The sequence below is a fragment of the Caulobacter sp. FWC2 genome, from assembly GCF_002742625.1.
Taxonomy (GTDB): domain Bacteria; phylum Pseudomonadota; class Alphaproteobacteria; order Caulobacterales; family Caulobacteraceae; genus Caulobacter.
In genome coordinates, this window is sequence record NZ_PEBF01000001.1 from 3215374 (window position 1) to 3228018 (window position 12645).

General features: G+C 68.4%; 7 protein-coding genes. 2 read left to right on the top strand and 5 right to left on the bottom strand.

Features of this window, described 5'->3' with window-relative positions:
• Nucleotides 1-34: 34 nt before the first annotated feature.
• On the bottom strand, nt 35-1792 hold the full coding sequence (locus CSW62_RS15495) for an ATP-binding protein (RefSeq protein WP_099579291.1): 1758 nt from the start codon (nt 1790-1792) through the stop codon (nt 35-37).
• A gap of 504 nt (nt 1793-2296) precedes the next feature.
• On the opposite strand from CSW62_RS15495, the gene CSW62_RS15500 reads away from it, so the two are divergent.
• Nucleotides 2297-2701 carry a host attachment protein gene (locus CSW62_RS15500; protein WP_099579293.1) on the top strand — a complete coding sequence of 135 codons (405 nt, stop codon included), beginning with the start codon at nt 2297-2299 and terminating at the stop codon, nt 2699-2701.
• Nucleotides 2702-2868: 167 nt separating this feature from the next.
• On the opposite strand, the gene CSW62_RS15505 is transcribed toward CSW62_RS15500, so the two are convergent.
• Both CSW62_RS15505 and CSW62_RS15510 read right to left on the bottom strand, forming a co-directional pair.
• Nucleotides 2869-4131 carry a DUF2252 family protein gene (locus tag CSW62_RS15505; RefSeq protein ID WP_099579295.1) on the bottom strand — a complete coding sequence of 421 codons (1263 nt, stop codon included), beginning with the start codon at nt 4129-4131 and terminating at the stop codon, nt 2869-2871.
• A complete protein-coding gene (locus CSW62_RS15510; RefSeq protein ID WP_099579297.1) occupies nt 4131-4946 on the bottom strand; it encodes a DUF1206 domain-containing protein in 816 nt (271 codons plus the stop codon). The genes CSW62_RS15505 and CSW62_RS15510 overlap by 1 nt, the downstream gene beginning before the upstream one ends.
• Before the next feature lie 282 nt (nt 4947-5228).
• On the opposite strand from CSW62_RS15510, the gene CSW62_RS15515 reads away from it, so the two are divergent.
• Entirely contained in the window at nt 5229-8555 is a 3327-nt protein-coding gene (locus tag CSW62_RS15515) for a DEAD/DEAH box helicase (protein WP_099579299.1), read from the top strand.
• 97 nt (nt 8556-8652) lie between these two features.
• Here CSW62_RS15515 and CSW62_RS15520 read toward each other — a convergent pair whose 3' ends face one another.
• Together CSW62_RS15520 and CSW62_RS15525 are read right to left on the bottom strand one after the other, a co-directional pair.
• A complete protein-coding gene (locus CSW62_RS15520; protein ID WP_233206797.1) occupies nt 8653-11064 on the bottom strand; it encodes a putative inorganic carbon transporter subunit DabA in 2412 nt (803 codons plus the stop codon).
• 2 nt (nt 11065-11066) lie between these two features.
• A complete protein-coding gene (locus tag CSW62_RS15525; RefSeq protein WP_099579303.1) occupies nt 11067-12602 on the bottom strand; it encodes a proton-conducting transporter membrane subunit in 1536 nt (511 codons plus the stop codon).
• Nucleotides 12603-12645: the final 43 nt, after the last annotated feature.

Below are 12645 nucleotides of genomic sequence, written 5' to 3' on the forward strand. Positions count from 1 at the left end.
CAGCGCGCCTTCCGGTTGCCCGGCAGAGGTCAGATCAGCCGGCGAGCGCGTGGTCTTTCGGTACGGTAGCCAGGGTCTCAGCGATGGCGGCGAAGAGGACAGCGACGTCGATCGGCTTGCTGACATGGGCATCCAGGCCCGCGGCAAGATAGTCGTGCCTCTGGTGGTCCATGGCGTTTGCGGTCAGAGCGATGATCGGCGTTCGGACGCGCGCGCTGTCGCGCTCTTCGGTCCGGATGGCGCGCGTGGCGCTGACCCCATCCATGACCGGCATATTGATGTCCATCAGGATCAGATCGAAGGTGCGCTGGCGCCAGGCTTCCAGCGCCAGGCGACCGTCCTCGACGACCTCAAGGTCGATTCCCGCGCCGCCGAGCAGGCTGCGAAGCACCAGTTGGTTAGTGGGATTGTCCTCGGCGACCAGGATGGCGAGGCGTTCCTCCGCGACGGTAACCGAGCGTGCGGCCCCTGGCGTCGCCGATGACGCAAGAACCGGCGAGCCGGCGCGCGCCAAGGGCAAGGCGACGCGAAAAGTGGATCCGGCTCCCAGACGGCTTTCGACCGTGATGTCGCCGCGCATCAATCGGGCTAGGTCGCGCGAGATCGGCAGGCCAAGGCCCGTGCCGCCAAACCGCCGGGTCGTGGTGGCGTCTCCCTGGCTGAACTTCTCGAAGAGGCTGGCCCGGGAGGCCTCGGAGAAGCCTACTCCGGTGTCTTCAATCGTGAAGGCAAACCCCGCCGCCTCATAAGCCAGCAGCACATCGATGCGCCCCCGATCCGTGAATTTCACGGCGTTGCCAATAAGATTGTAGAGAATCTGTCTCACGCGCGTGGGGTCGCCCCGGTAGAGGCTATGCGTCCCCCGCGCCACGAACGCCAGGACAAGACCCTTTTCCGCCGCGATGACGCCGAATGCATCGCACGCGTCGCGGCCGAGCGCCTCGGGGTCGAAGTCGAGGACCTCGAGCTCGATCTTGCCGGCCTCAATCTTGGCCATGTCCAGCATGTCATTGAGCAACGTCAGCAGGGTCGCGCCCGACTGTTGCAGCACCCCAAGGCGCTCCTGTTGGTGACGGCTCATCGGCTCGCGCGCCATAGCCTGGGCCATGCCCAGGATGCCGTTGAGCGGCGTGCGGATCTCGTGAGAGACCGTGGCCAGGAAGGCGCTTTTGGCCTGGTTGGCCGCTTCGGCGTTGAGTTGGTCCTGGATCACGTCGTCATAGGACTCGGCGTTGGCGAGCTGCAAGTCACGAGCGTTGACCGCAAAACAAGCAGCCAGCGCCGCAAGGATCCAAACCTCCACGCCCGACTGCATTCGGGTGGCGCTGTAGAGAAGCGCGATGGCTGGGGCCGGCGCGGTCCACAGGATCATGCTGCGCGTCAGCGTGTGCTGAGCCGCGCAGGTCATCAGAATCCCTGCGCTGACGAGCACAAGGGTCACGACCGCCGTGCTGGTGGTCGGATGAGCCAGAAGAAGGGGCGCCGCGGAGGTCGACGTCAGCAGGGTGGTTATGGCGATCAGCTGGTTCTGAAAGATCCGGAACTCTTCCTGCGTCGCTGTCGCCAAGCGGGGCGCCACCCGCCGCCACCAAGCCATGGTCGCCACCTCGGACGACACATAGGCGGCGACCCAGCCCAGCGCGATCCACACCGACATCGCCTTCAAGAAGAGCAGCACCATCGCCACCAACGCGATGCTGCCGATCCGCATGGAAACGTGACCAGAGTAGGTTCGAGCGTAGTACGTCTCGAACGCCTGCTGTGAATAGGGCCTCTCGGGGCGCGAAGTCATAGCAACACCTTGAGTGCATGAGGCTTTACAGGCTAATGGTCGATCGCCTCATGGGGTTGCGACATGGCGCCACAGGGTCCAACGAACCGGGGCGCCAGAACCTCCAAGCCTCGCCGCAGCGAAGACATCTTAGCGACCAGAAGTCGATTTCCCCCTTACATGCCGCTGGCGCGGAGGAACTTTCGAGGTTGCGCCAGGAGCGGCCTCTCAGGTCGTGCCAGGAACACCCCCGTCACATCGGCCTGGACGCCCTCCGCTGCTGATCCCGGCGCCCCCTCGCCGTCAGGGCCCGAAACGCCAGCAAGGGCATGGGTCCCTTTCCTACCTGCCCCGCGCAACTCCGATCCCGGCCACGCATTACGTATGTCCCCCATACAAGTGGGTCCTACTCGGTCGGCCGCTTCGGTCGTGCGCTCTATCGGCCCCGCCGCCGAGCCAATTCCTCTGAGTGCGGGATGTCCCTGCTTAGGCGCCGCAACCCCGCGGTCACATCTGGAGACACGCATGCAACTTCCCAAGGGCGCCACCGTCGCCGTCGCTGATGGCGAAAAGTTCAATCTCTTTCGCAACGCTGGCGATGAAGCCGAGCTGAAGCTCACGGCCGTCGATCACGCGGCCGTCGATGCCGACCACCAAGGCGCGACGCCGGGTCGCCACGGCAGTTCCGCCAATCCCGACGGTGGGCAGGATGATGAGGACGGCTTCTCGGCGGGCGTCATCAGCCTGCTCAACAAACAGGTCCTGGATGGAAAGATCACCGCCCTGTTGATCATCGCCGCGCCGCGAGCCCTGGGCGCTATCCGACCTCAGTACCACGCCAAACTCAGCGCGATCCTCGTGGGCGAAATCGCCAAGGACCTGACGGGCCACGCATTGCACGACGTCGAGAAGGCGATCGCGGCAGCCTGACGCTGGGCGCGCCGGGCGGGCAAACGCCCGCTCGACGCAGCGCGTCGCTCAAGGCTTCGGGCACGCCCAGCAAGGCGACCTTGAAAAGCGATGGCGGCGTTGCGCCAGGACGGGCCTGCTCGCGGAGCGACTGGGGCGGTTCGATCGACACGGCAGGAGTCAGGCGCCTAAGCCTGCGTGTTGCGCGGCGGGTCCTGCACGAGGGCCAAAGCATAGCGGCGGCAGTGCTCGAGATAGGCCGCCTCGTGCACCGCTGTCAGATCCACAACGCTCGACCATAGCCACGAGGGCGCATCAAGCGTCCCGGTTCGATTGCGGGCTAGGTCCGCAATCCAGGCCTTGCGCGTGGCCCCGTCCATCTGGCGGCCATGGGCGTGACCCACGACCCGGGCCAGAGCCTTGGCCGCGTGCATCGCCTCGGTGGGCGACAGCCCGACGATTTCCAGTTTCATGTCCTGCGGCATCAACTCGCGCACGAAGACGGCCTTGTCGAGGAGCCGTCCGGCGGCCATGCGCTGGCCAAGATTAGGCGACAGGGCCAGCGCTCCGGCCACGACTCGCTCGGCGTTGTCGCGCGGCATAGCGGCCTTGGGCTCGCGCGGCGCTGCGGCCTTGATCGCCTCCTTAAGGTCTAGGAAGCAGATATCGGGCGCGCCCTCCCCGCCGTCCACCTCCAGCAAGACGGCGAACCGCAGTCGACCCAGCGAGCTGCAACCCTTGACCCAATAGGCCGCATCCAGGACGCGGATGTCGTCCTTGCGTCCCCGCGACTTGAGGCTCGTGACGAGATCGCGCACCGTCTCGCTCTGGCATATCGCCTCGATCTCGTGGCGCTCCGTGCGGGTGATCGGCCAGAAGCGTCGGCCGATCGGAATCTCGGGCCGCACGCCGCGCAGCCGCTCGCCGGCCAGATGTTTCCAGGTCCGCCGCTCGGCCTCGCGCACGACCGCGCCGATCATCGGCGGATGCGGCGGCTCGATGTTAAAATCGCCAGCGAGCGCGTCCTCGTAGCCCTCGATCATCGCCTCCAGCATCTGGGCGGTGATAACGCCGGGCAGGTCCGAGCCGCGCGCGGCGGAGGCCAACGACAGGCCCAGGCGGATCAGGTCATGGGCCGGGTTGCCGACCACGGTCTGGTCAAGATCGCGGATCTGAATGTCGACCTGGCCTTCGGCGCTGGCCAAAGGCCCAAGATTGCCCAGGTGGCAATCGCCGCAGATCCAGACCGGGGGACCGCTAGGCAGACTCGTTCGCCGGCCCTCCAGCCACTCGTAGAACTTGACGGTGCTGCCCCGCACATAGGCGTGGGCCGAGCGCGCCATCTTGAGGTTCCGCGTCCGCAACAATACGGGCGCACGCATGGCAGGCCGCGCGGCCAGCGCCTCGCGCGCGGCGCTCTTGGCGCGGTCGTTACGGTCATCCTTGGCCATCAGGACAGCGCCTCGTCGGGACGGATGCGTCGGAAGGCCGCTTCGACGAAGCCGAATAGGCCGAAGGCGACGAGACCCAGGGCCAGCAGGGCCAGCACCCACGACCCGAATGGTTGGCTCTCCACCGCCTGCAGCGCTCCACCCCAACTGTGGGCGTCGCCGCTGCGCGCGTCCAGTCCCGCCTCGATCAGGAAGACGCCCGCCGGCAAGGTCGCCAAGCCTCGCGCGCCGTAGCCGATCTTGGCCATGGGCACGACCCAGCGACAGACCGTTTCATCGCAAGACAGCCGCTTGGCGAAATCCTGTTTGAGGCCCTGAATGATGTTTCCGAGCGCCACGCCGACCAGCGCCGCCCCGGCGAGCAGCAGAAGGATCTCCCCGTGGGGCAGGGCCAGGACTGTGGCCGCTGCGCCGTGCGCGGCCTGCTCCTCGTCCGCCTCACCGACGTCCTCGACCTCGTCGAGCAGTTCCAGCGCCCACAGGCCGAGACCACCATAGATCAGCCCGCTGATCGCCTGGCCGATCCGCACGGCGATGGCCTTGGGCGAGCTCCCATGGCGGTCGGCGTCAAACACCGCCTGCAACGCCCGCCATAGCGCGAAACCCAGAAGGCCGACCGCGACGAGCGCCACCAGGACCAGCCCGAGGGGCCAGTCGGCCCAGGCCGCCAGCATGGCCTTGGCTCCGCGCGCCCTCGGCGTCAGATCCGCGGCGGCCAACAGCACGATCGCGCCGAGGCCGAGATAGACCACGCCCCGCGCCGCGTAACCCAGGCGCGAGGCCCACTCGAGCAGTCGCGCCAGATCGGGCCGCATCACCCAACTCGGCAATTTCAGTCCTGCCACAACGGCCCTGCTGCGCCCCACGACCCCGTCCTCATGCAACCAGCAGCGGCCAAGCGCTGCGGTCGGGCAAGCTGAACGGCGCCCTGGCCTTCAACGTTCCGCGAACCACGCTGCGCTTCTCAAAAGATCGCCGAAAGCGCTCGCATCACCCAGAGGCCCAGGTCGCCCAAGCCGGTCTGCAACTTCCCTGGCCATCGGGTGTTTTGGCCCTGCTCGCGGTTGAGCGAGCGTCTGACCTCCGAAGAGTTGCGCATGTCCGAGGCCGTCATCCCGCCCCCGACCGTCGGCGAGACCCTGGCACCGGGGGCGCGGCCCCACCGCGACGACAAGCCGGCCAGCGTCCAGGCGCCGGCCTCGGCCGCGGCCCTGGCCTTGGCGCGCAAGGTCGGCGCCGGGCGCGGCGCGCCACTCGTCCACCTGGCGTCGAGCGAGCGTCGCGCCGAGGAGATCGGCCGGGCGCTCGCTGGCTTCGCGCCCGCGCTCAAGGTCCTGGTCCTGCCCCCCTGGGACTGCCTGCCCTATGATCGCGCCTCGCCCTCGCGCGACGTCATGGGCCGGCGCATGCGCGTGCTGCAGCAACTGGCCGGGAGCTGCGGACCGCGCGTCCTGATCACCTCGCCCGAGGCGCTGGTACAGAAGCTGCCGCCGCAAGAGACACTCGCGGCCGCCTTCCAGGACCTTGAGCGCGGCCAGACTGTCGATCGCGAGGCCCTGGCTGCCTTCGCCTCGGCTGTCGGTTACGTCGCCGACGATCGGATAGACGAGCCTGGCGAGATCGCGTTCCTGGGTGAGGTCATCGATGTTTTTCCGGCAGACGCGGCCCGTCCCGTGCGCATCGTGATCGACCAGGATCGCATCGCCGAGATGCGGACCTACGATCCCCTGACTCAACGGTCCGAAGGCGAGATCGAGATCCTGCATCTGGGTCCGGCCAGCGAACTGATCCTCACGCCAGGCACGGACGGCGCGTCGTCCGAACGCCCGCCTGGCGCCGAGCATGCCATGGGCGAGCACTATGGCGCGCTGGTATCGCTGTTCGATCTACTGCCGAAGGCGCGCCTGTCGACCGACGCCAAGGCGCTGGCGCGGCTGACCGAGGTCGAAGAGCATGTGCTGGACGCCTTCGAAGCGCGAAGGAGCCTGGGCGGCGGTGTGGAGCCGCCCTCGCCCGAAATGCTCAACGTGCTTGGCGCAGACTTGAAGAGCGCCATGTCAGCGTGGTCGAACGCGCGCCTGGACCTTCGCGGGTTCGAGCCTGTCACCAATCTGGCCCTGCAGCGCAATCCTGGGCGGGCGTTCTGCGATCTGGTCGACAGTCATCGCCAAGCCCACCGCCGCGTGGTGCTGACCGGACTTCGCCAGGAGCTTCGCCCCCTGGCGCGGGCCCTGGCGCGGGGCCTGGATCTCAAGCCCGAGCCGGTCGCCGACTGGTCGGCGGCGCTTTCGGCAGAACGCGGCGCCGTGGTCAGCCTTGAGCTGGACCTCGACACGGGCTTTGTCGAGCCCGCCAGCGATCTGGTGGTCATCGCCGCCAGCGACGTGGCCGGCGGCCGGACGGCGGCTCGCGCGGCCACCAGCGTCCAGGACCTGCTGGCCGAACCAGACCTGCGGCCGGGAGACGTCGTTCTGCACGAGGACCACGGAGTCGGCGTCCTGCGCGAGCTGGCCCGCATCGAGATCGACGGAGTCGGCCGAGATACGCTTCAGCTGGAATATCACGGCGGCGACATCCTGCAGGCGCCGGTCGAGGAGATCGGCCGGATCTGGCGCTATGGGGCCGAGGAGAGCGCAGTGACCCTCGACCGCCTGAAGGGAGACGGCTGGGCCAAGCGTCGGGCCGAGGTCCATCGCCATCTCGATGCCGCCGCCGAACAGCTGGTGGCCCTGGCCAAGGCCCGTCAGGAGCGCCAATGCGCGCCGATCGTCCCGCCCAAGACGGCCTACGCCAGGTTCGCCGCCCGCTTCGCCTATCCCGAGACCCCCGACCAATCGGCGGCCATTGAGGCTGTGCTGACCGATCTTGCCTCGGGTCGCCCGATGGACCGGCTGGTGTGCGGCGATGTCGGCTTCGGCAAGACCGAGGTGGCGTTGCGCGCGGCCGCGGCCGTGGCGCTGAGCGGCCGCCAGGTCGCCGTGGCCGCCCCAACCACGGTGCTGGCCCGCCAGCACGTGGAGACCTTCAAGCGCCGGTTCGCCGGCACGGGAATCGGCGTTTCGCACCTGTCGCGACTCGTCACGTCCGCCGAGGCCCGGGCCGTCAAGCAAGGCCTGGAAAGCGGCGAGATCCATATCGTCATCGGCACCCAGGCCTTGGGTGGCAAGGACATCGCCTTCGACAATCTTGGCCTGATGATCATCGACGAGGAACAGAAGTTCGGCGCGGCGATGAAGACCCAGCTGCGCGACCTGGCTGAGGATGGCCACAGGCTCACCCTGACAGCCACGCCCATCCCGCGCACGCTGCAAGCGGCCATGGTCGGCGTGCAGGATGTCTCGGTGATCGCCAGCCCCCCGGCCCGCCGCCGGCCGATCCGAACCTTCCTGGCCCCCTTCGACGCGGCCAGCCTGCGCATGGCTCTACGTCGGGAAAAGCGTCGCGGTGGCCAGAGCTTCCTGGTCGTGCCGCGCATCGAGGACATCACACCGATCGCCGAACAGCTGGCCAGCCTCGTCCCGGACCTACACATCCGCGTAGCGCATGGGGGGCTGGCCGCCGATGCGGCCGATGCGGTGATGGTCGGGTTCGCCGATGGCGAAGGCGACGTGCTCTTGGCCACCAACATCATCGAGAGCGGGCTCGACGTGCCGCGCGCCAACACCATGATCGTCTGGCGGCCCGACCGCTTTGGGCTCTCACAGCTGCACCAATTGCGGGGCCGGGTTGGTCGGGGACGCATCCAGGGCGTGGCCTATCTGCTGTCCGACCCGCAGGACGATCTGTCCGAAGCCACGCGCGCGCGCCTGTCAACCCTGGAGGCCTTCGATCGACTTGGCTCGGGCTTGGCGATCAGCGCTCGCGATCTCGACTTGCGCGGCGGCGGCGACCTGGTGGGCGAGGACCAGGCCGGGCACGTGCGGATGATCGGCGCGGGCCTCTACCAGCGCCTGCTGACGCGTGCCGTGCAGGTCGCGCGCGGCGAGGCCGAGATCGCCGACTGGATGCCCGACATAAGCTTGGGGCGTCCCGGCGCGATCCCGGCCGACTACGTCCCCGACGCTGTCACCCGGATCAATCTATATGCCCGGCTGGCCAGGCTCGAAGATCTCGCAAACATCGACGCCTTCGAGGAGGAGCTGGAAGACCGCTTCGGAAACCTTCCTGTGCCGCTGACGGACCTTATCGACCAGGCGCGCTTGCTGCATCTCGCCAAGGCGACGGGCGTTCGCCAGCTGCGGGCGGGTCCTAAAGGGCTCTCGCTCGCCATGCCCGAGGCCTTGATGTCCTCCGCCAAAAAGAGATTGGCCAAATGGGCGGATCGGATTTCGCAGCGAGAAGACAAGCTCATTGTCAGTGTCGCGACACACACCGACGAAGAAAGGCGCGATCTGATTCAGGGCGTGCTCTCGGCGCTCGCCTGACCGCGTCTTACATGAGTGAGCGCCAGGACCGACGGTCAAGGCGCCCGGTCGTCGATCCAGAAACCCGCCAAATGGCTCCTGTTAGCGCCGCCAGAACCTAGACCCTATTGGCCTCGCCTATGGACGAGATCGAAGGTCGCCGACCTCGGAAGGCTGCTCCCATCTCGGGTTGAGGCCGGATCACCCACCCGTTGGCGGCGCCCCACCAGTAGGTCAGTCCGCCTTCCTCGTCCAAAGCCGCCAGACTGATCCAGCCGTTGGAGAACCAGGCCTTCAGGTCGGGGTGGCGGTCGAGGATGGTGGTCAGCGCCTGCCGGGGCGCGTCGGCGACAACGACCAGTCGGCGCGGCTGGTGGATGTCCTTTTCCGCCCGGAGCGATTGCCACGGAATCCCCGGCCTCGGATCAAGACGCCGCCCTTCGCCGACGGCGAAGCCCCCGACCACATTGTGCAGGAGCTTGTCGCCGCCGCCGTAGATCTCGGGGGCCAGCTGAGCGCCGAAATAGGCGAGATTGATCCAGCTGGCGACCACCACCGGCGCGGTGAGGATCGCCTCCAGCTGCGCGAAGTCCGGGTCGCGCTTCGCGTCGTAGTCGTGGAGGAAGACCGCGCCGTCGAGGTCCAGGCCCCGCGTGCGTGCGCGCGGCGCGGCGATGAAGCCGTGACAGCCCGCTAGCCCCCATTCAGGCCGGACCTCCGCGAAATGGCGCGCCGCATCGGTCGACTGGACGACGGCCGCGGCGCCAGGCCTGCGGCGCGCGCGCTCTTGCCGCGCGGCTCGCGACGCGGCCTCCAGCCAGGCCTTGGCCTGGTCCAGTCCCGGCGCCGCGCCTGCGTCAAGGAGGGTGACGGAGTCGCTGGCGGTGTCATGCAGGGCGGCCACGAAGCGCGTGTCGTCCGGAATGACCAGACCCCGCTCCGCCAGACCCTGGCGGATCGCAACGTCGTTCAAGAGATTGGCCAGCAGCCGGGCGTTGATGTCCCCGGCGTGGCCGCCGCATGCGCCACATTGCAGGCCCGCAGCGTGAGGATTGTTGCGCACATGCGCGCCGTGCCCCACCAGCAGCACGATCGGCGCGAAGTCGCGATCCAGCGTCATCCCTTTGAGCGCGCCGTAAGCGATGTCGATGCGCGTCTCCAGCGACACCTGGGCGTCAAGCACCGGAGCGGCCGAGGCTGGACGCGCGGCGCTCCCGCCGAGCAGGCCGGTGAGCGCGGTGAAGCCCAGCGACTCGACATAGGCAAAGGCGGCGACGGCCCCGGACTTGAAGCGCTCGACCGCGCGTGCTGCGCGGGCGTCCAAGCGCGACGTTTGCATGGCTTCCGACCCTAGATCGGCGGCGCGGCCGTGGACCTGCGGCCGTAGCAGAACCGGCAGGCGATGCTCGACGACGCCATCCGACGCCGAGGCATAGCCGACGCCGACGCCGAAGAAGCCGGCGAACCCCAGCGTCGCCACGCCGGCGTCCTGGGCTTCGAGGTGGCGGCGCAGAACCTCCGAACGTACGTCGATGCAGAAGACCGCCTGCAGGGCCGGGCGCGTGGGCACGGCGGGCGGGGGCTCCGGGCGGGCGGCTAGCGCGCCCGCGAGCCGGCGGCGCTGGGCGTGCTCATAGGCCTGATGCAACAAGGCGTCGGTCTGCGCTTCAAGATCGGGCGCGAAGACCCGGCTGTAGGATTCGTGAACGATCGGCCAGTCCACAAGCTTTCCGCCGTGGCCGCGCATCTGGAAGAAGAGCTCCCAGGCCAGGCGCACCGCGAGCAGACCTTCCAGCGTGGCGTCCCCGCGCCCGTCCCGGCGCGCGGTCCAGCGAGCATGGGACGCGACTTGGCTCCACCCGTTCATGGCGTGGAGGAGGCGCAGGAAATAGGCCCGTTGCGCCTCAACGCTCAGGCCCAGTTTTTCGACAGCTGTGCGGATCAAGGCCGCCGGCTCACCGGGCAAATCGGCAATGAAGCCGCGGAAGCTCCTCAGTCCCACCAGCTCTGTCGCTAGATCATGGCCGGCGAAAGCGCGCCAGTCGGCGAACGCCGTCACGGCGTGCGCCGGAGCCCATAGCGCCTGGCCGTGATCAAAATAGCCCGCCGCCCAGACGTCGATCCGGTCGGCGACAAAGGCGCTCCAGTCGGGTTCGCCGGGAGCGCGCGCCAAGTCGGTGACCAGCGGCAGCGGCCGCGGAGCGGGTCGATCCGCGCGCGCGGCGACCCGCAGGCTCTCCACCGCGCCGAGCGCGATCTCGCCCGCGCCCTCCGCGATAGCCACGACGAGGTCGTGCGTGGTGATTTCACCGTCCGCGATCCGCTGGCCATACCACGTGCGGGGTGCGGTCAGTCTGGCCCCCCCGGTCTTGTCCAGGATCGCCGTCGTTTGCGCCAAATCCTGGCAAGCGAAGCCCAGCACGGGATTGACCGCCACGCTGGCGGCGAGCGGAAACGCCGGGGGGATGGCGTCCAGCGCCCAGGTCAGGGCGGCCTGGTCGAGCCCCACGATGGGATATGAACCGTCCATGTTCAAGCCTCCTTGGCCAGCGCGCGACGCGCCAGGCGATTGAAGATCAGGTCGAGATAGAGCCCGCTGGCGAAATGCACGCGCAGCCTCGAAATCCAGGGGTGGTTTCGCCATCGCGGCAGGGCGGCCTGGAAGACGACGAGGGCCGCGAAGGTGATGATCGAGAGGGCCAGAATGGCGATCTGCAGCGGCCCGGGAGCCGGCGGCCGCGCGAAGGCGTCCACGGTCAGGCGCCAGGCCAGGGTCTGCAGCGCGAAATAGGCGACGAAGGTCGCAAGGCTGACGCTCACCAGACGTAGCGTTAGCCCCGCCGGCGCGGCGTCGGCCAGGCCTTGCGCCAGAAGATAGCCTACCCCCAAGACCAGGATCATGCCCATGACATGCGCCTGAAGCGGGCGCTCGGCGGCCCCCATCAAGGCGTCGGCGAGGCCATAGGCCGCCATCGCGATCGCCAGTGCCCCGAGGATCGCGCGGGGACCCGGCGCGGCCACAGGACCAAGGCGGCGCTGGGTGGATACGAGGTCGACGGCGTTGGACGCCCAAAGGAACGCCTTGGCCTTGTAGAGGCCGTGCGCGAGGATATGCAGCAGGGCTAGCGGATAAAGGCCAAGTCCGCACTCCAGCAGCATGAAGCCCATCTGGGCGATCGTGGACCAGACCAGGGCGGTCTTGGCTGCGGGCTGGGCGGTCTGGACCAGCCCAGCAAGGAGCGCGCTCGCGCCTCCGACCAGCGCCAGCGCGGCCATGACCAGCGGCGCTTCGCCCATCACCGAAGATAGGCGCATCAGCAGTAGTCCGCCCGCGCTGATCAGGCCCGCGTGCAGGATGGCCGACACCGGGGTCGGGGCCTCCAGCAGCTCAAGAAGCCAGCCCTGGAAAGGAAGCTGCGCGGAGCGCAGGATCACCGCCCCGGCGACTAGCCCAGCCACCCAAGGCGTCCACGGGCCGAGGTTTGCGGCCTGGCTGCCGATCGCGCCGAAGCGCCCATCACCGACCTTGGCCAGCAGGATGACGATCGCGGTCGCCAACAGGCCCTCGGCGATCCGGTCGATCCAGAACTTGCGCTGCGCGGCGAGGCGGCTGGCGGCGCGCGTGGCGCGGAAACGGATCGGCGCGTGCAGGCTAAGGCTCGCCAGCACCCAGCCCAGCAGGGTCAGCACGATGTGGTCGGAGAACGCGCTCAAGAGACCGCCTGCGAGGGCCAGCAGCAGCCATCCCGAAAACGCACGCGCACCGGGCTCGCCGCGCAGCTGGACGCGAGCGAACCGGAGGCTGGCCCATCCGACGATCGTCACGAGCAGCCCGACCGCCGTCGCCACCAGGTCAATACGAAGCCAGAGCCCGGTCCGAGGCGAAGCCGGCCAGGCCAACGCGCTAAGGCCAGCGCCGACCACCATGATCGCGCTGACCGCCGCGATCCATTCGGCGCAGCGCTGTTCTGTCTTGCTGTCGGACTGGCGCGTCAGCACAGCCCACAATCCGCCCGTCACCGTCACGGCGATCGCCGCCGTCGCGCCAAGCCAAGGCTCCAACCCCATCGGTAACTCCCGCAATGGATTTGGCAGGAGACCTATAGCGGCG